Below are 17,734 nucleotides of genomic sequence, written 5' to 3'. Positions count from 1 at the left end.
TTAAGTTTGATATTGTTAAATATATAACATATGATCTTCGATTTGATAAAAAAGAGACGCTCGGTATTTCCGGTTCAATATAATGCCAGTCCAATCGCCAAAACAGATATTGAGAAAATCTTGGAAGCCGCTAACTGGGCACCGACCCATAGAAAAACAGAACCCTGGCGGTTTAAGGTATTGCTTGGAACGGCCAAGGAACAATTGGGACAGTTCCTTTTAAAAAAGTATCAGGAGACCGAGGCAAGCCCTAAACAGTTTAAAATCAAAAAGCTTGTGGAGAACCCTCGAAGGGCCGGCGCGGTAATCGCTATTTGCATGCAACGGGACCCCAATGAAAGTGTGCCCGAGTGGGAAGAAATAGCGGCTACGGCAATGGCCGTTCAGAATATGTGGCTCTGTTGTACGGAAATGGGAATCGGTAGCTATTGGAGCTCACCAGGTCTAATACGATATATGGGAGAGTTCCTGGAGTTAAAGGAAGGGGAGAAATGCCTAGGTTTCTTTTATATGGGACATTATGATGAGGAAATTACCCAGCAGACCAGGACTCCAATAGCGGAAAGAACGGTTTGGCACGAATAACTAGATACTAGATTTAGACCTATTCCATTTTATAGTGGTAAACTCCTCCCGCTTGTTTGAGGACCATGGTCTTTTCATCGGGAACAAACTCCAACCGGACTCCGGCTTTTGCGAATTCGAAAATGTCCTTTTCCACAGCTTCCATAGGAAAGGAGGGCTGTCCTGTGGCTTGACCAAAAAGGGTATCCCCATCCTTGGTTATTGTAATCTTTAATGGAAGCTGCTTACTGGCATAGATGCCAAGATATTTGTCCAGATCTTTCGATTGTACTTTTATAGTTTTGAAAGTAGGTATCTCAAAAGGCTTCCCATAATACGCACTTAATACGGCAATGATGATATCGTTATTGGCGTAGCGATTGCCATTGGAAGTTAGCGCTACTGAAACTTTATCCTCAGGCATGTACCCCAGGACCGAGGTAAATCCATCAATTCCACCATTGTGACCATATCCACTTTTGTTGTGGAAGGGTACTGGAAAAATACCCATGCCATAACCATCGGAAATGGTTTTCATCTTGTTGAGACTTTCCTTGGAAAGCAATACACCCGTAAAAAGAGCGTGAATAAATACATTTAAGTCGGTCGGTGTAGAAACCAGTGCGCCGGCCCCCAAGGGGATGGACATATGGGTCTCATCCTTTTTTTCCCAATCTTTTACGTAGGTGTAGGAATGGGCCTCGTTATGATCCAAATTGATGGAACCCCCTACATAAGTGTCTTTTAGACCCAGTGGTAAAGTGATTTTTTCGGATATGAGTTTTGAATACGGTTTCTTTAGGACATCCTCTAGAATAAAGGTCAACAGCACATAGTTGGAGTTACTGTATTCGGCTTTGCTATTGGGTTCAAACACGCTTCCACCATCTCGGATGATTTCAAGGAGTTCTGCTCTGGTCTTAGGTTCGCTATCCCATTCCTGGTAATCGGGGCGACTCGTAAAACTATGAATGCCGCTTCTATGGTTTAGCAGGTTGGCAATAGTAATTTGATTACTATTTTCGATTTCGGGAAAATAAGCATCGAGGGTCTGGTCCAGCTTTAGTTTACCCCCTTCTATCGCCTTAAAGACGAGAACGGAAGTAAACATTTTGGTTATGGAACCTACCCTGTATTTGGTGCTTGTTGTCGGTTTCAGGCTGTTTTTTATATCCCTATACCCAATGGCCTTGGCATATATCGTTCGACCCTCATGGGAAAGGGCCAGACTTCCCATATAACGGTCATTTGCCTCCAAGGTGTTAAATAGGCTATCCAGTTTAGCCGAATCTATCCTTTGCGAAACTGCATAGAGAGTGATAAAACTGGCAACAAGAAAGGTGAAAACGTTTTTTGACATATCTGAGGTTTAAAAGACTAGTCTAAAAAAAAGGAAATAGGGTCGCTTTGTGCTCCCATGCCACAGAAACAAACATTCCCAGGAATATCACAGTGACCAAAAATTTTAGGAAGGTACCCGTCAGAAATCCTAGGAAAGAACCAAAAGCTGCCTTTGTCGCCGTTTTCTTATCCGCTTTGTTGAGTAGTTCCCCTATCAATGCCCCGGCAAAAGGCCAAATAATAATACCAAGAGGGCCCAATATGGGAAAGAAGAGCGCGACCAACAATCCAATAGTGGTTCCTATCATCCCGGCCTTACTACCTCCAAATTTCTTGGTTCCCATTGCCGGGATAATATAATCCAAAGCAACGACTATGAGGGCCACGCCCAAAGTAATGCCCAGTAACCACCAATCTTGGGGAACAGCCTTTGTCAGATACAATAATAATAGGCCTATCCAACTTATAGGGGGTCCCGGGAGTATAGGCAAAAAGCTTCCCAGGATGCCAATGAGCATCAAAATAAACCCTAGGAACAATAAGACAATATCCATGTTTCCATTTTTCTGTTGGACTAAGATACACCGGTTTTGTTACATTTTTTTGGTTAGGCCGGTCAGGTTTTAAAAAATCTGACAAGCTCATATACCGAAGAAATAGTCTACGTTTGTTTTTTTAACTAAATAATTAGTTTAAACTAAAATTTTAGTTATATTTGAATAATAGTTGAACTAAAAACTTAGTTAAATGAAGCAGTTGACCAAAGCAGAGGAGGAGGTAATGCAAATTCTCTGGAAATTGGAAAAATGTAACGTGGCAGCCATTATAGAGGAAGTACCAGAACCCAAACCAGCCTATAATACCGTCTCTACTATCGTACGGATTTTGGAGAGCAAGGGGTTTGTAGATCACGAAAAGGAAGGGAAAGGACATTTGTATTTTCCGTTGATCAAGAAATCGGATTATAGCAATCAGTCCATAAACAAATTGGTGGACGGTTATTTTCAGGGATCTTTTAAAAGTATGGTGTCCTTCTTTATGAAGAAGAACGATATGAGTCTTTCAGAATTAGAATCCATTTTAAAAGAAATCAAAAAAGACGAAAAATGATACAGTATGTCCTAGAATGTGTTGCCTTTCAGTTGGTGTTTTTGGCCATCTATGATTTTTGGTTAAAACGTGAAACTTTTTTTCAATGGAACAGGGTCTATCTTATAGGCACGTATCTTCTTTCACTGATATTGCCTTGGGTAAAAATAGAAGCCTTTAGGACCGGGATGCCTACGGCTTTTCAAGGATATCCCGAATTTCTTTGGAATCTGAATAATACCGCTCCAACGGTCGTCGGGGGCAAAGGGCCAACTTCTGGCATACCTTGGGAGTTTGTTCTTCTTTTTGGAGGTATGATTTTAACCACGGTTTTTTTTGTGTACAAGCTATTTCAGATCTACAAACTAAAACGGCTAGGAAAAGTGCATTATTTCAATGAGTTTACCCGAGTAGTCCTTCCCAACAGCACGGTCGCCTTTTCCTTTTTCAGAGCCATTTTTTTGGGCGATAAGGTCATCGAAAGGGAACATGAAACCATTATTAAACATGAGTTGGTCCATATTCGGCAAGGACATTCGTACGATTTGATGTTTTTTGAGTTGATGCGGATCGTGGGCTGGTTCAATCCATTGGTCTATGTGTATCAAAATAAGGTTTCGGAACTGCACGAATTCATTGCCGATGCCGAGGTGGCCAAAACCAACAAAAACGAACAATACAAATTACTTTTGTCCCAAGTGTTTCAGACCCAAAGTTTTTCATTTATCAATCAATTTTTTAAAGAATCATTAGTCAAAAAACGAATAGTTATGTTACAAAAATCAAGATCTAAACAAATCTGGAAATTGAAATACCTGTTACTAATGCCCCTTGTATTAATTATGTTGTTTTATACATCCTGTGAAAATGAAAGGAAAAATGGCATAGAGGAAACCATAGCCGTTGCCGATATCCAAAATTTGACTGAGATGGAGGAGAAAAAGGTTTTTTCAAGACTAATAGATCTCGCGGAAGGTTTTCGAGATTGGGAATTGCACGTTGAAGATGGTAATTCTACTATACATTTTTCGAGACCCGAAAATGAGGAGTCCTATATTTCAGATCCGGAGGGTAAACCCATTAAGGCCGAAATGCGCATTGAAACGGATGTGGCGGACCTAGATTTAGATTTTTTCAGAGGTAATTCAAAAACATCTTCCGAATATGACCCGGATAGGGCTTTGCCTTTTAGAGAAGTAGAGCAAGTACCAATTTTTTCAGGTTGTGAAAGCGAGGCTGACAAAAGGGCCTGTTTCAATTCAAAACTTCAACGCCATATCAGCAAGCATTTCAATTATCCAAAAGAAGCTATTGAAAAAGAAATAGAGGGGCGCGTGAATGCAATGTTTACAATAGATGAAGATGGGAAAATCGTACACATTAAAACTAAAGGGCCGGATCAGCTTTTGGAAAATGAGGTAGAGCGGATTATCGGGCGCATCCCAGATATGGTGCCCGGCAATCATGGTGGAAAAGATGTAAATGTGATGTATTCCATCCCTATTACGTTTAAACTATAATCTTGAAAGGCCTGGATCAGTATCAGCATCCAGGTCTTTTTATATGGCGTCATTACCATGTTCCGGTCCTTCATTAAAAAATCGTAATTTCCACCCAAGAATTGGTGGGTATGCGACACTTTTGGATGCTCTTGGTTTTTTGTAGTCTGGCTTCCTGTAATCTTTGGGTCTCCCGAGACAAGAAGACCCAGGAAATGGTGAAGCAGGAAATGCAAACCATAGATTGGAACGATGTGGACAACTACCCTTTTTTTGAGAACTGCGACGAGACCGCAACCAAAATGAGACAGAAGGAGTGCTTTGAACAGGAGCTTCTGTCTCGTTTTTCAGCCACCTTGACCCAATTTGAATTTATACTGGATTCGGAAATTGATCCCACCATTACCGTGGATTTTTTGGTGGACAGGAATGGAGAGATTACTATTTTAGAGATTATAAAGGACGATACTATCGATAAGCAAATGCCCGAATTTGAAGGTATTATTCGTCAAAGCCTTAAAAATATGCCTCCTTTGGCTCCGGCCTTAAAGAGGGGAATTCCGGTTTCCGCGAAATTTCGGTTACCCATAGTCTTAAATAGTAAGTAGATGTTAGAAGTTGGATTTGAGATCAGGGTCAAAATCATAAAAAAATGATTATCAATTTATTAGGTGCAATTTTGATTATAAACTATAAACCATAAATTGTTGGCTCACGAAAAAATCATACTTGGTATTGACCCGGGAACGACCATCATGGGTTTTGGGATTATCAAAATTGTGGACAAAAAGATGCAGTTTGTTCAAATGAATGAACTTCAACTCAAAAAATATGCGGACCCCTATACCAAGCTCAAGCTTATTTTTGAACGAACCTTACAACTAATAGATACCTATCATCCGGACGAGATTGCCATTGAGGCCCCTTTTTATGGCAAAAACGTACAAAGTATGCTAAAATTAGGTCGTGCCCAAGGGGTGGCCATGGCGGCCGGACTCTCACGACAAATACCTATCACGGAATACCTCCCCAAAAAAATAAAGATGTCCATAACCGGAAATGGAAATGCGAGCAAGGAACAGGTGGCCAAAATGTTGCAAGGCACTTTGGGCCTAAAATCCCTCCCCAAAAATTTGGATAGTACGGATGGTCTTGCCGCTGCGGTCTGCCATTTTTATAATGAAGGTCGAATAGAAGTAGGCAAAAGCTACTCGGGTTGGGAAGCGTTCGTCAAAGCCAATGAAGGGCGGATTAAGGATTAGGCAATGAACGGTGAAGAGTAAACAATGAACAATTAACAATGAGCAATGTACAATTAGCAAATGGACGTTAACAACAATCCATTATCCAAAAAGTCATATGCGTTTGCACTAAAAATTGTTTTGCTCTACAAATCAATTTTGCAAGAGAAAAAGGAATATGTGTTGTCCAAACAACCCTTGAAGTCGGCAACTTCCATAGGGGCCAACATTGCCGAGGCCAATGGGGCTATTTCAAAAAATGATTTCTCTGCTAAAATATCTATCGCGTACAAAGAAAGTTTGGAGACAAAATATTGGCTCCGTCTGTTGAGCGATTCAAATTTCATTTCCGAAGAAAAGGTAAAAGTATTGATTAAAGATGCTGATGAACTTTCCAGGATCATGTTTTCCATATTAAAAACCACAGGAATAGACCAGAAGTAATATTTTGAATCTTGTTAATTGTATACTGTTAATTGAACATTGAGCTCCATCTACATCCATATTCCTTTTTGCAAACAGGCCTGTCACTACTGCGATTTTCATTTTTCCACTTCCCTGGGTAAAAGGGAGACCATGGTTCAAGCCCTGAGAAAGGAGATTGTTTTGCGAAAAGATGAACTCAGGGGAGAGGTTGTAGAGACCATATATTTTGGAGGGGGAACACCTTCGGTTTTGGAGGTAGCGGAGGTGAATCAACTTATTGACACGGTATACGCCAATTATGAGGTAGTTCGGCATCCAGAAATCACCTTGGAAGCCAATCCGGATGATTTGTCCCCAAATCGAATCCTAGAATTATCTAAGGGTCCCATCAATAGGTTGAGTATTGGCGTTCAGTCCTTTTTTGGTGAAGATTTGAAATTAATGAATCGGGCCCATAATGCGTTAGAGGCCAGACAATCGATCAAGGCGGCATCCCGCTATTTTCAAAACATTTCCATAGACCTAATTTATGGCATCCCTGGAATGACCAACACACGTTGGCTACAGAACATTGAAACGGCATTAGCCTTTAATATTCCCCATATTTCAAGTTATGCCCTCACCGTGGAACCTAAAACGGCCCTCGCACATTTTATAGAACAAGGAGTGGTCCAAAACGTGGATGATGAGGTGGCACAAGAGCATTTTAGTATTTTATGGGATACCCTGACGGATGTAGGCTATAGCTGCTATGAGATTTCCAATTTTGGTAAACCTGGATATTTCTCAAGGAACAATACGGCCTATTGGCAGCAGAAGAAGTATTTAGGCATAGGCCCATCGGCACATTCCTATGATGGGAATCGAAGGGGCTGGAACGTAAGGAGCAATCCCAAGTATATAAGGGCCATTGCCGAAGGTGAACTGCCCATGGAGGTGGAGGTATTATCCAAAACGGATAAATACAATGAATACGTCATGACCGGACTACGAACTATTTGGGGGGTCTCCCTGGAAAAGATCGGGGTTTCCTTTGGGGAAGTCTATAAGAGACATATCGGGGAACGGGCCAAGAAATACCTTGAGGCTCATTTGCTCTATCTGGATGGGGACATATTGTTGGCCACAAGAAAGGGCAAGTTTTTGGTGGACGGAATCGCAAGTGATCTATTTATGGTTAACTTGTCCTGAATCTCATCTGGAAAAAGCTCGGCACATATGCTCGCGAAGATAGAATATAACAACCGGGAGTACCAAATAGACCTGTCCAAACCCTTGGACATTTCAATTCCCCTTAAAGGAGAGGCGAGCAATGTGAATGCTTGGTATTTGGACCATCCCAAAATAGAACCACATAGGGAAGGGAACTTTGTCGCCAAAGTTTCGGAGGGAGCCGCAATTAATTTTAACGATATCTGGTTCAACCCCCATGCCCACGGAACACATACCGAATGTGTTGGGCATATTACCAAGGAATTCCATTCCATAAATTCAAATTTGAACACCTACTTTTTTGCAGCAGAGTTGCTGACCATTGCCCCGGAAAAACGAGGTGATGACTTTGTCATTTCAAAAAAGCAATTAGAATATGTTTTGGGCGAGGGACAAAGGGATGCAGTTGTAATCCGGACCCTGCCGAATACCAAGGCAAAACGCTCCCGGCAATATTCCCATACAAATCCACCCTACATGTTGGAAGAGGCGGCGATATTCTTACGGGAGAAGGGCGTAGGGCATCTATTGATAGATCTCCCATCCGTGGACAAGGAGAAAGACAATGGGGAGTTGTTCGCGCATAGAGCCTTTTGGAACTTCAATGGAGAGCTTAGAAAGTTGGCTACGATTACCGAACTCATCTTTGTGCCTAATCGCATTAAGGACGGAAAGTATTTTTTGAACCTACAGGTGGCCCCTTTCGTCAATGATGCCAGCCCTAGCCGGCCTGTTTTATTTGAGGCGGAAGCGCGATAACCGGAAACGATAACTTCCTTATATTTATCCCATGGACAATATTCTCGAAATATTTCTGGGCCTGGTTTTAGGGGCAATCATGATGTATTGGATCTTTTCTTTCTTCCGTAAAAAGAAAAGCAAGGAGTTAACCCATCATCAGTCCACGGTATTGTTGGAAAAAATAAAAAGTGTTTGCAAGTTGATTTCGGTTGAAGGCGATTTTGCGGAAATCTATAAGTATGAAAATACCAAGGAAGGGTTTATGAACTTGGTAAGTAGCAAAAAGAAAGCGCTGGTCGTTATTAATGCCAAGGCCCAAATAGGTTATGACCTCCAAAAAGTCCTGATGCATTCGGACATCGAGAAGAAAAAAATAATCCTTACCAATTTTCCCCAACCCGAAGTGTTATCCATTGAGCCGGAATTGGAGTTTTATGATATCAAGAACGGGCTTTTCAATTCCTTTACGCCGGACGACCTTACCAGTTTAAATCAAGAGGCCAAAAAGCACATTAAGGAGAAGATTCCGGAAAGCGGTCTTATGGAAACGGCAAAACGGGAGGCCTTGGAGGCCGTTTTGCTCATTGAAAAAATTGTGGAGACCATTGGGTGGACCTTGGATTATTCCGCTTTGGAAATCTCCCAGGAACGGAAAAAATTATTTGAAGACAGCAAAAAATAACACAAGACCAATGAAAAAGTTGATGTATCCTTTAGTATTTTTGACCCTTACCCTAAGCTGTTACAGCCAAACCAAAACGAATATGAAAAAATTTGATCCTCATTTTGCCCACACCGTTTATTTCTGGTTAAAGAATCCGGATAGTCCGGATGATCAAAAAGCTTTTGAGACCTCCCTCCAAAAGTTCCTGGATAATTCGGCGTATGCCAAGACCAACTTCATTGGTAAGCCCCCCAAGGCCAGTCGGGAAGTAGTAGACGGGTCTTTTACCTATTCCCTGATCGTAACCTTTGAGTCCGCTGAGGCGCAGCAAAACTATCAGGATGAGGCCCCACATAAATTGTTCATTGAAGAATCCAGCAATTTATGGGAAAAGGTAATCGTTTATGATTCCAAGGGCATCTAAAACTACGAAAGGTACTTTATCTTCCGAAAGATGAACATTGAAGAGTTTCGAAACTATTGCTTGGTGAAAAAAGGCGTAACCGAAGAACTTCCCTTCGGTCCGGATGCCCTTGTTTTTAAGGTAATGGGTAAAATGTTCGCTTTAAGTGCCCTGGACCGCATTCCTCCGCAGGTAAACCTAAAATGCGATCCCGAGAAGGCCATTGTCTTAAGGGAGGAATATGACGGTACCATTATCCCGGGCTATCATATGAGCAAGAAACACTGGAACACCTTGTATTTGGAACAACTTCCTCCGAAACTGATCAAGGAGTTGATCGATCACTCCTACGACTTGGTGGTTTCCAAATTCACCAAAAAACTAAAGTCCGAGTTGGAGAATTTAAATGCATAAAATGTCGACTAGCAAGCTTATCACAATTCAACATGATTTAAAGGAATGCTTTAATGGTAGGCCTTGGTACGGGGATTCCCTGATGGGGAAATTGGATTCATTGGATTGGCAGCTTGTCAATGAAAGGCGATATGGAAAAAAGTCCATTGCCGTTTTGGTTCGGCATATACTCAATTGGCGCGTGTTTGTCCTAAAAAAGTTGGAAGGCGATTTTGAATACAACCTCATTATCGATGGCCCGAACGATTGGACCGAAGTCAGCATTTCAAAGGAAGAGGAATGGGTAGGATTAAAGTGGGAACTCCAACAGACGCAGGAGGCCATTCTCCATATATTATCCAACAGTTCCGATGATTTGTTGGCGCAAAAGGTACCTGGGAAAAAATACACCTTTGGCAATGTTCTGCCCAGTATCGCCCAGCATGATATTTACCATTTGGGACAGATAGCCATGCTATACGCTATGGGAAAAAGCTAGTACAGAATACATATCTTTGGGTCTTATCATTTTTTTGAATAGTCCATGCAAGATCGTTTCCTGTTCTATACGGAACAAATCCAAAAACATAAGACGGCATTATCCCTGATAAAAAAGCGCCTTTTTGCTTCAAGCATGATTCGTTTGGCAGTATTTACATCTGCCGCCATTGGGGTTTATGTTTTGTTCGGAAACACCCAAATGGTTTTGGGTATTGTACTGGTCACTTTTGTCCTCTTTCTGTTCTTGGTTTCTCGGCATACGGACCTGCAATATCAGCGCAATAAGTTACAGGCTTTGATACAACTGAACGAGACCGAAATAGAAGTTCTGAACCGCAATTTCCATCAGTTACCGGAAGGCAATGAATTTAAGGATTCCGGACATTTCTATAGTCAGGATATCGATTTGTTCGGAAGGGGGTCTTTTTATCAATATTGCAATCGAACCGCACTTCAACAGGGGAGTGAGACCTTGGCGGAAATCTTGACCGGGAATACCTTAGATAACATCCTGCAAAAGCAGGAGGCTTTACAGGAATTGTCCCAAATACCGGAATGGCGGCAGAATTTCTCGGCCATCGCCACTTTGGTAAGGACGGAGACCAAGTATGCTACGATTATCAAATGGATACAGAATTATCGGCCCTTTATACCTGATATAATGAAGATTCTGCCCACTATTTTTAGTGTGCTTTCCCTTATTGTTTGGGTACTTTATTTTTTGGATACGGTTTCTGGATGGTTTTTGTTTGGATGGTTTGTTTTGGGTTTGGGTATTACTGGAAGATTTTTGAGTAGTATAAACAAGCTTTCGGCCAATACGTCCAAAATACAGGGCACTTTTCAACAGTATCAAAAATTGATAACGGAGTTAGAGCAAATGGAATTCACCTCCGAGCTGTTATCCGAAAAAAAGGGCTCGATTATTGAAAAAACGGATAAGGCATCCAAGATCCTAAAAAAGTTTTCCAGACTGTTAAATGCCCTAGATCAGCGGAATAATGTCATTATCGGAGTAGTCGTCAATGCGTTTATGTTACGGGACCTTCAATTGTCCTACGCCATAGAGGAATGGTTCAGATTACACGGTTCCAAGGTAAAAGGTTGGTTCCAGACCATTGCCTTTTTTGATGCCTACAATAGTTTAGGCAATTTCGTTTTTAATCATCCCTCCTATAGCTTTCCATCTTTATCAGAGGAAGAAATTATTTTGGAATCCGAAAAGGCAGGACATCCATTGCTAGATCCCGATAAAGGTGTTCTGAACGATTTTAAAATCGGAAAGGAACAGTTTTTCATAGTTACAGGAGCCAATATGGCGGGTAAAAGTACTTTTTTAAGGACCGTATCGCTCCAAATCGTCATGGCCAATATGGGGCTTCCCGTCTACGCTTCTAAAGTGCGTTATTCTCCCATTAAGCTCATAACGAGTATGCGTACGACCGATTCGTTAACGGATGAGGAGTCCTATTTCTTTTCAGAATTGAAGCGATTAAAATTTATTGTCGACGAGATTCGAAAGGATCGTTATTTTATCGTTTTGGATGAAATCCTAAAAGGCACCAATAGTTCGGACAAGGCCAAGGGCTCGCGAAAGTTTGTCGAGAAATTGGTGCGTTCCCGATCTACCGGTATCATAGCCACACATGATTTGAGCTTATGCGATGCGGCAAAGGAATTCGATCAAATTCACAACTATTATTTCGATGCTGAAATTATCGATAACGAACTCCATTTTGACTACAGGCTCAAAGCCGGTATTTGTCAGAATATGAATGCCTCTTTCCTGTTAAAAAAGATGGAAATTGTGGAGTGACCAGAGGTGGAACTCGGAAAAAGATCATGAGTCATCCAATGCGGTAGGGATGATGCGCTTCCTGCACAACATATAGCATCATCTCAAATGCCGATTTCTTTTATTCAGTACAACGAACAATAAGGCCAGACCTACAAGTCCGACTGTAGATGAAGCCCCTATGATAATGGGATCTAGGGTACATTGAAGCCAATGATACTGTTCTGGTAATTCCCTTAGAAAGGTGCCCCATACTATGATTAGGATACTTAAGGCAACGGATAGCATACCTTGTAACCTGGATATTTTCACGTTGTAGATGGCCAAGAGAAATAACCCCAGGATGCCACCTCCAAAAATACCGGAAATTTGCCACCATACATCCAATGCGCTTTTCGCCTTTATCATCAACAGGGCAAAGCCGATTCCCAATACGCCCCATATGACCGTGGATACTCTTAAAATGAGGAGGCTCTTCTTCTTTGGGGTATGCGGATTTATGTATTTTTTATAAAAATCGATGTACCATACCGTAGCCGAACTGTTTAGGGCGGAGTCCACAGTGCTCATGGAGGCTGCCATAATTGCGGCAATCATTAAACCCTTTATTCCAATGGGAAGTTCCGTGGCTATGAAAAAAGGAAATACCTCATCGCCCTTGGTAATGGTTTCATTCAAAATATGAAGATTTCCATCGTAATAGGAAAATAAAGCCGTACCGATAAAAAGAAAAATGGCGGTCAAAGGCAAATAGATCAACATGGCTATCCATACGGATTTTTTGGCCTCTTTCTCCGTGGCGACCGAACTGTATTTTTGGGTAAAATTCTGATCGGCCATAAGATTCCGCAAATTTTCGGTAACACCATAAATAATCATCACCCAAATGGTGCGGTCACTCAATGAAAAACGGGCATCCCCCAAACTAAATTTCTGTTGGTCGAAAGCCTTTTGAATCAAATAATCAGGCTGCGCGAATACTTCGGTAACCAGCACGTACCCCACAAAGAAAATGCCCCCTATCATAATGACCGATTGCATTACATCGGTCCAAATAACGGCCTCCATGCCTCCCATAAGGGTGTAGATGATGGTTACAATCCCTATAATCAATATGGCGACGCCGATATCGGTGTTGATAAAGGAGATTAGTAGTAAGGACGAAAGATATAGGATTACGGCTACCCTCCCGACCATAAACAATAAGAAGGAAAAGGCAGCATAAATTCTACCCCAGCCCCCTATTTTTTCTTCCAAATAGCTATAGACAGATATTATTTTATGCTTTCGATAATGGGGAATCACAAATTGGGTGACAAACCAGGCCACCGGGATGGCCGAAAGTGCAAATAGCAAAGGGTGCCAGTTGTCATCAAAGGCTTTTCCCGGTACTGCGATATAGGAAATACTGCTGGTATAGGTGCTCATTACCGCAATACCCGCCGCCCAGGCGGGAATATTCCTGCCGGCAACCATAAACTGCTCGGAAGTCTTACTTTTTTTAAAGTAATGGAGGCCCATGACCAATAACACCAAACCATAGCCGATAATAATAATCAAGTCGACCAAGCTAAGATTGTATGTCATCGTGCCGGAATGTATGAAGCATCAGGTGGAAAATGGGTCAGATGGTCCTTGATTTGCTCGCGCTCTGATGAAGTAAATCGACGCAGTGGGGGTGCCACTTGATCCTGGCATAATCCAAATACGGAAAGAACACATTTTGTACTTTTAATATATTTTGATTCTTGTTTTCCAACACTGTATATGGTATTCCCGATCAATTTAACGCTTTTCAAAAGTTCCGAAATGGTTTTGGTATCATCTGCCAAACAGGCATTATACAAAGCTACGAACAAACCCGGGAAAAAATTGGCACCCCCCGCGACCGCTCCATGCCCTCCCTTTGCAATTAATCTTGGCAAGAACAACTCTGTTCCGGTAACGATTGAAAAAGTAGCATCCTCCTTAAATTCCTCGATTAAGGAATTCAAGTAATTCCAATCGCCAGAGCTATCCTTTATACCAATGGCACCAAGTTTCTTTCCTTTTTTTATGGTTTCCAACGACAATTGAAGTTTGGTGCAACTTGGCATGTTGTACAGTAAAAAGGGTAGGGGGAGCAACGGTGCCAGATAATCCAGATACTGTTGCATTTCTCCTTGGGAAATGGGCAAATAATAGGGTGGGGCCACTACTAGGGCATCGGCCCCCATACGTTGGGCATGTTCTGCCAATTCCAAGGATTCCGTACAAGAGGTATCCGTAATGCAGACCAGCATGGGTACACGTTTACGAATCAGGTTACAGGCTTCCGTAACCACTTGTTTTCTTAGCGCATGCGATAAACTAGATCCCTCTCCGGTGGTTCCCAATAGGAATAGTCCATGTACGCCCCCCTCTAGCATATGTTCAATGATATTGCGGAGACCCTGACTGTCCAAATCCCCATTTTCTGATAAGGGGGTAACAATAGGTGGTATAATTCCTCTAATGGGCAGATTCATCTCTTATTGGAATGATGCTAAACAAATAACGAATAAATCGCCCTTTGATACCACCATAATCTTGCATCAAACACATTAAATCTTAACCTTTTTTAAAGCTTTATTTTGTATTTTAAGCCATAGCTGTTAAAATTACCACCAATGGAGTTTGTTTTCGAAAAAATCCATGTGCCCAATAAGCATTCTTTTATCACAAGAAAACTACCCTTGAAAACGAACGACAACGTACATTCCCATAAAAATTTTGAGCTTAATTTTATTGAATCCGGTTCGGGCCGAAGAATCGTGGGAGATCATATTTCCCGGTTTGAAGCAGGTGATTTGGTATTATTGGGCCCCAGTTTGCCTCATTGTTGGGAGTTGCAGGAAGAGGAAAACCCTATACCGTCTTTCTGTATCGTAACCCATTTCTCCGAAGATATCATGAATTCGGATTTTTTCGGAATTCCGGAATTGGAAAAGGTGGTGGCCCTTTTAAAACAGTCGAAAAGAGGGTTACGGTTTAAGATGGAAAATAATGGTCAAATCCGCCGTATTTTGGAAAGAATGACCCATTTGAAAGGTTTGGCCTATTATATTGAAATGCTTAAGGTCTTTCATCTTTTGCTCCGGACAAAGGAGCGGGAAAAGCTATCCAATCCCATGGACCATACCGCGATTTTTAACAAAAACCTGGAGAAAATCAATACGGTATATGCTTACGTATTCCAGAACATTCAGGAAGGTGTTAAATTGGAGGAGGCGGCAGCCCTTTTGAACATGGCGCCCAGTTCGTTTTGCCGGTTTTTTAAGAAGAAGACAGATCTTACTTTTATGGAATATGTAAAACGTGTCCGTGTTGGGATGGCGGCCAAGCTTTTAGCCGAGACGGACAAACAAATTACCCAGATATGTTTTGAAAGCGGCTATAACAATTTGGCTAACTTTAACCACTATTTCAAAAGTATAATGGCAAAAACGCCCTCGGCCTATCGAAAAAGTTTTAACTAAGCAGTGTATTGGATTTACGACAATCCTAAAAATCAACTTGGCAATTTACTATGAGGATACTTCTTGTGTTTACGATAATAGCTACTGCATTTTCGTGTAAGGGACAGTCCCGTAAGCTCGCGAAAGTAGTACCCTTGGACCACCCAGCCGTTGTTTCCGAGGGATTTATTTATGATTTGGAAAAGGCTTTGACTCCGGAGTGCCATGCCTCTACGGTGGAAGTCAGCAATAATGTGGTTGTCGCCGCGTGGTTTGGAGGAACAAAAGAAAAGAACAAAGATGTTGGTATCTGGGTGTCCAGAAAGAGAAACGATAAATGGTCTATTCCCGTTGAGGTAATCAACGGTGTTCAGGAGGATGGTACCCGTCATCCCTGTTGGAATCCGGTACTGTTTAAACCCAAGGACCAACCTTTGTACTTGTTCTATAAGGTAGGGCCAAGTCCTAGGGAGTGGTGGGGACTGTATATGACTTCCGAAGATGATGGGAAAACCTGGTCCAAACCTATAAGGTTGCCTGAAGGTATTCTTGGACCAATCAAAAATCAGCCGATTCAATTGAACAATGGAACCGTGCTTTCGCCATCGAGTACGGAAAGCAAAACGGAGGGTTGGCAAATACATTTGGAATCCAGTTATGATAATTGTGCAAACTGGTCCAAAACCCCTGCTTTGAACGATCCGAAGGAGTTCGGTGCCATACAACCTATAATTCTTAATTATGGTAATGGAAAATTGCAACTACTGAGTAGGACGCAGAACGATGTAATTACCCAGAATTGGTCTACCGACTATGGAAAAACCTGGAGCAAGATGACCGCAACTTCACTCCCGAATCCAAACTCGGGTATTGATGGGGTTACCCTAAGGGATGGCCGCCAACTATTGGTTTATAATCCTACCGAAAAGAATTGGGGGGATCGTGTTCCCCTAAGTATTGCCTTATCCATTGATGGAAGGGAATGGGAACGCGTTCTGGACTTGGAACCTCTTCGGGAAACGACCGATAGGGAAGGAGAGGAGTATTCCTATCCTACCGTGATACAGGCCCCGGATAACAAAGTACACATTGTATATACCTGGAACCGAAAAACGGTAAAACACGTGGTATTGGATGTGGAGAAGCTCTAATGAAAACGGTTATTTTGGATCATAGCGCCCATTTCAACAACGGAGAGCGACATAATTTAGAAGTGGGAAGTGAGAAATGAGAAGTGGTAAGTGGGAAGTCATTTTATCAATTTCATCATACATCAGATATGTCATTCTGAGCGCAGTCGAAGCACCAAACCTTGCTCTAGGACCTACTTCATGAATTAGAATTTAGAAAATGGATTCACTTACACAAATTGTTCTTGGAGCTTCGGTCGGCGAGGCGGTTCTTGGTAAAAAAGTGGGCAATAAGGCCTTGCTTTACGGGGCTATTGCGGGTACGATACCGGATCTGGATGTGCTTTCACGTAATTTTACGGACACGGTTACTGCCATCGAATGGCATCGCGGATTTAGCCATTCCATTTTCTTTTCGTTACTATTTGCTCCGATTTTTGGCTGGCTTATTTCGAGAATAGAGAGAAAATCCGATGCCACATGGCGGGATTGGTCCAGACTTATGTTTTGGGGATTGTTTACCCACCCTATATTGGATGCGTTTACCACTTGGGGTACCCAATTGTTTTGGCCTTTTGATGTACGGCTAGCCTTTCAAACTATTTTTGTTATCGATCCCTTGTATACCCTTCCCTTTTTAGTGTTTGTAATACTTGTTCTGTTTCAAAAACGCACATCGCCCAAAAGATCAAAGTACAACCGTTTAGGATTGCTGATTAGTAGTGGCTATCTGCTATTGACATTGGTCTTAAAAGGACTGGCCTATGCCAAGTTTGCCAATGACTTGAAGGAACAGGGGATAGATTACATCGCCCTGGATACCCGTCCAACCCCATTTAATTCAATACTATGGGCCGCCAATGTAGAAACGCGGGATGCCTATTTGATGGGCAGTTATTCATTTTTTGATTCCCAACCTATACAGTTTTCTTCCTATCCCAAAAATCATCAGCTTTTGGGTAGTTTGACTACCGATAACAAGATAGAGCGCTTAAAACGTATTGTAGAAGGTTGGTATACGATAACCAAAAAGAATGATCAATTGTTTTTTAATGATTTGCGTTTTGGTTTAATCAGCTTGGATTCCGAAGAAGAACGCTTTGCATTCAGCTACCGTATCATTCCAAAAGGGAACGAGGTTATGGTAGAAGAGATTCCAAAATTCAGAACCGATGCCAAAAATCTTCTTGGGGCACTCTGGCTAAGGATTTGGGGAAATTAGTAACCCATTTTTCAGTATCTTAATGCGCATACCAAAA

The 17,734-nt window shown here is 41.9% G+C and carries 20 protein-coding genes; 16 read left to right on the top strand and 4 right to left on the bottom strand.

Annotated features, from left to right (window positions below; genetic code table 11):
- Positions 1-30 precede the first annotated feature (30 nt).
- The gene (locus tag Q0993_RS10480) at positions 31-585 is read left to right on the top strand and encodes a nitroreductase (RefSeq protein WP_299532613.1); all 555 of its coding nucleotides are present in this window, start codon (positions 31-33) and stop codon (positions 583-585) included.
- 19 nt (positions 586-604) lie between these two features.
- Here Q0993_RS10480 and Q0993_RS10475 read toward each other — a convergent pair whose 3' ends face one another.
- The gene (locus Q0993_RS10475) at positions 605-1,924 is read right to left on the bottom strand and encodes a serine hydrolase (protein ID WP_299532611.1); all 1,320 of its coding nucleotides are present in this window, start codon (positions 1,922-1,924) and stop codon (positions 605-607) included.
- 22 nt (positions 1,925-1,946) lie between these two features.
- Positions 1,947-2,459: a DUF456 domain-containing protein gene (locus Q0993_RS10470; RefSeq protein ID WP_299532608.1), complete on the bottom strand. Its 513-nt coding sequence runs from the start codon at positions 2,457-2,459 to the stop codon at positions 1,947-1,949.
- A 193-nt stretch (positions 2,460-2,652) separates the two neighbouring features.
- On the opposite strand from Q0993_RS10470, the gene Q0993_RS10465 reads away from it, so the two are divergent.
- The 12 genes from Q0993_RS10465 (at position 2,653) to Q0993_RS10410 (ending at position 11,890) form a co-directional block, all read left to right on the top strand.
- The gene (locus tag Q0993_RS10465; protein ID WP_299532605.1) at positions 2,653-3,015 is read left to right on the top strand and encodes a BlaI/MecI/CopY family transcriptional regulator; all 363 of its coding nucleotides are present in this window, start codon (positions 2,653-2,655) and stop codon (positions 3,013-3,015) included.
- Positions 3,012-4,514, top strand: a complete 1,503-nt coding sequence (locus Q0993_RS10460; RefSeq protein ID WP_299532603.1) for a M56 family metallopeptidase — start codon at positions 3,012-3,014, stop codon at positions 4,512-4,514. Before Q0993_RS10465 ends, Q0993_RS10460 begins: the two co-directional genes overlap by 4 nt.
- 110 nt (positions 4,515-4,624) lie before the next feature.
- Complete coding sequence (locus Q0993_RS10455) at positions 4,625-5,101, top strand: hypothetical protein (protein WP_299532600.1); 477 nt, start codon at positions 4,625-4,627, stop codon at positions 5,099-5,101.
- 99 nt (positions 5,102-5,200) lie between these two features.
- Positions 5,201-5,755, top strand: coding sequence for a crossover junction endodeoxyribonuclease RuvC (gene ruvC, locus Q0993_RS10450; RefSeq protein ID WP_299532598.1), 555 nt, complete (start codon positions 5,201-5,203; stop codon positions 5,753-5,755).
- A gap of 60 nt (positions 5,756-5,815) precedes the next feature.
- Positions 5,816-6,178, top strand: coding sequence for a four helix bundle protein (locus tag Q0993_RS10445; protein ID WP_299532596.1), 363 nt, complete (start codon positions 5,816-5,818; stop codon positions 6,176-6,178).
- Between the two features lie 39 nt (positions 6,179-6,217).
- A complete protein-coding gene (gene hemW, locus Q0993_RS10440) occupies positions 6,218-7,351 on the top strand; it encodes a radical SAM family heme chaperone HemW (RefSeq protein ID WP_299532594.1) in 1,134 nt (377 codons plus the stop codon).
- Between the two features lie 27 nt (positions 7,352-7,378).
- On the top strand, positions 7,379-8,131 hold the full coding sequence (locus Q0993_RS10435; protein ID WP_299532592.1) for a cyclase family protein: 753 nt from the start codon (positions 7,379-7,381) through the stop codon (positions 8,129-8,131).
- Between the two features lie 31 nt (positions 8,132-8,162).
- Positions 8,163-8,795, top strand: coding sequence for a DUF4230 domain-containing protein (locus Q0993_RS10430; RefSeq protein ID WP_299532589.1), 633 nt, complete (start codon positions 8,163-8,165; stop codon positions 8,793-8,795).
- A gap of 10 nt (positions 8,796-8,805) precedes the next feature.
- Positions 8,806-9,201 carry a Dabb family protein gene (locus tag Q0993_RS10425; protein ID WP_299532587.1) on the top strand — a complete coding sequence of 132 codons (396 nt, stop codon included), beginning with the start codon at positions 8,806-8,808 and terminating at the stop codon, positions 9,199-9,201.
- Positions 9,202-9,231: 30 nt separating this feature from the next.
- Positions 9,232-9,594 carry an MmcQ/YjbR family DNA-binding protein gene (locus Q0993_RS10420; protein WP_299532585.1) on the top strand — a complete coding sequence of 121 codons (363 nt, stop codon included), beginning with the start codon at positions 9,232-9,234 and terminating at the stop codon, positions 9,592-9,594.
- Between the two features lies 1 nt (position 9,595).
- The gene (locus tag Q0993_RS10415) at positions 9,596-10,072 is read left to right on the top strand and encodes a DinB family protein (RefSeq protein WP_299532583.1); all 477 of its coding nucleotides are present in this window, start codon (positions 9,596-9,598) and stop codon (positions 10,070-10,072) included.
- Positions 10,073-10,117: 45 nt separating this feature from the next.
- Positions 10,118-11,890 carry a DNA mismatch repair protein MutS gene (locus Q0993_RS10410; RefSeq protein WP_299532581.1) on the top strand — a complete coding sequence of 591 codons (1,773 nt, stop codon included), beginning with the start codon at positions 10,118-10,120 and terminating at the stop codon, positions 11,888-11,890.
- A gap of 78 nt (positions 11,891-11,968) precedes the next feature.
- Here the strand turns inward: Q0993_RS10410 and Q0993_RS10405 are convergent, their stop codons facing one another.
- Positions 11,969-13,456 carry a sodium/solute symporter gene (locus Q0993_RS10405; protein ID WP_299532580.1) on the bottom strand — a complete coding sequence of 496 codons (1,488 nt, stop codon included), beginning with the start codon at positions 13,454-13,456 and terminating at the stop codon, positions 11,969-11,971.
- Entirely contained in the window at positions 13,453-14,376 is a 924-nt protein-coding gene (locus tag Q0993_RS10400; protein ID WP_299532578.1) for a dihydrodipicolinate synthase family protein, read from the bottom strand. The genes Q0993_RS10405 and Q0993_RS10400 overlap by 4 nt, the downstream gene beginning before the upstream one ends.
- A gap of 141 nt (positions 14,377-14,517) precedes the next feature.
- Here Q0993_RS10400 and Q0993_RS10395 point away from each other — a divergent pair, with 141 nt between their 5' ends.
- The 3 genes from Q0993_RS10395 to Q0993_RS10385 all read left to right on the top strand — a co-directional run bounded on the left by Q0993_RS10395 (position 14,518) and on the right by Q0993_RS10385 (position 17,697).
- Positions 14,518-15,366, top strand: a complete 849-nt coding sequence (locus tag Q0993_RS10395; protein ID WP_299532576.1) for an AraC family transcriptional regulator — start codon at positions 14,518-14,520, stop codon at positions 15,364-15,366.
- A 50-nt stretch (positions 15,367-15,416) separates the two neighbouring features.
- A complete protein-coding gene (locus Q0993_RS10390; RefSeq protein ID WP_299532574.1) occupies positions 15,417-16,496 on the top strand; it encodes an exo-alpha-sialidase in 1,080 nt (359 codons plus the stop codon).
- 199 nt (positions 16,497-16,695) lie between these two features.
- Positions 16,696-17,697, top strand: coding sequence for a metal-dependent hydrolase (locus tag Q0993_RS10385; RefSeq protein ID WP_299532572.1), 1,002 nt, complete (start codon positions 16,696-16,698; stop codon positions 17,695-17,697).
- The last annotated feature ends 37 nt before the right edge of the window (positions 17,698-17,734 follow it).

It is taken from the genome of Ulvibacterium sp., from assembly GCF_028285715.1.
Lineage (GTDB): Bacteria > Bacteroidota > Bacteroidia > Flavobacteriales > Flavobacteriaceae > Ulvibacterium.
Note: the sequence above shows the minus strand (reverse complement) of the source record. Positions and strands in the feature narration are given on the sequence as shown.

Coding starts and splice junctions, on each gene's coding strand:
- Q0993_RS10415 (WP_299532583.1), top strand. CDS start 9,596: ATGTCGACTAGCAAGCTTATCACAATTCAACATGATTTAAAGGAATGC.
- Q0993_RS10465 (WP_299532605.1), top strand. CDS start 2,653: ATGAAGCAGTTGACCAAAGCAGAGGAGGAGGTAATGCAAATTCTCTGG.
- Q0993_RS10435 (WP_299532592.1), top strand. CDS start 7,379: ATGCTCGCGAAGATAGAATATAACAACCGGGAGTACCAAATAGACCTG.
- Q0993_RS10455 (WP_299532600.1), top strand. CDS start 4,625: ATGCGACACTTTTGGATGCTCTTGGTTTTTTGTAGTCTGGCTTCCTGT.
- Q0993_RS10425 (WP_299532587.1), top strand. CDS start 8,806: ATGAAAAAGTTGATGTATCCTTTAGTATTTTTGACCCTTACCCTAAGC.
- Q0993_RS10470 (WP_299532608.1), bottom strand. CDS start 2,459: ATGGATATTGTCTTATTGTTCCTAGGGTTTATTTTGATGCTCATTGGC.
- Q0993_RS10395 (WP_299532576.1), top strand. CDS start 14,518: ATGGAGTTTGTTTTCGAAAAAATCCATGTGCCCAATAAGCATTCTTTT.
- Q0993_RS10445 (WP_299532596.1), top strand. CDS start 5,816: ATGGACGTTAACAACAATCCATTATCCAAAAAGTCATATGCGTTTGCA.
- Q0993_RS10430 (WP_299532589.1), top strand. CDS start 8,163: ATGGACAATATTCTCGAAATATTTCTGGGCCTGGTTTTAGGGGCAATC.
- Q0993_RS10400 (WP_299532578.1), bottom strand. CDS start 14,376: ATGAATCTGCCCATTAGAGGAATTATACCACCTATTGTTACCCCCTTA.
- Q0993_RS10480 (WP_299532613.1), top strand. CDS start 31: ATGATCTTCGATTTGATAAAAAAGAGACGCTCGGTATTTCCGGTTCAA.
- Q0993_RS10475 (WP_299532611.1), bottom strand. CDS start 1,924: ATGTCAAAAAACGTTTTCACCTTTCTTGTTGCCAGTTTTATCACTCTC.
- Q0993_RS10420 (WP_299532585.1), top strand. CDS start 9,232: ATGAACATTGAAGAGTTTCGAAACTATTGCTTGGTGAAAAAAGGCGTA.
- Q0993_RS10390 (WP_299532574.1), top strand. CDS start 15,417: ATGAGGATACTTCTTGTGTTTACGATAATAGCTACTGCATTTTCGTGT.
- Q0993_RS10405 (WP_299532580.1), bottom strand. CDS start 13,456: ATGACATACAATCTTAGCTTGGTCGACTTGATTATTATTATCGGCTAT.
- Q0993_RS10410 (WP_299532581.1), top strand. CDS start 10,118: ATGCAAGATCGTTTCCTGTTCTATACGGAACAAATCCAAAAACATAAG.
- Q0993_RS10385 (WP_299532572.1), top strand. CDS start 16,696: ATGGATTCACTTACACAAATTGTTCTTGGAGCTTCGGTCGGCGAGGCG.
- Q0993_RS10460 (WP_299532603.1), top strand. CDS start 3,012: ATGATACAGTATGTCCTAGAATGTGTTGCCTTTCAGTTGGTGTTTTTG.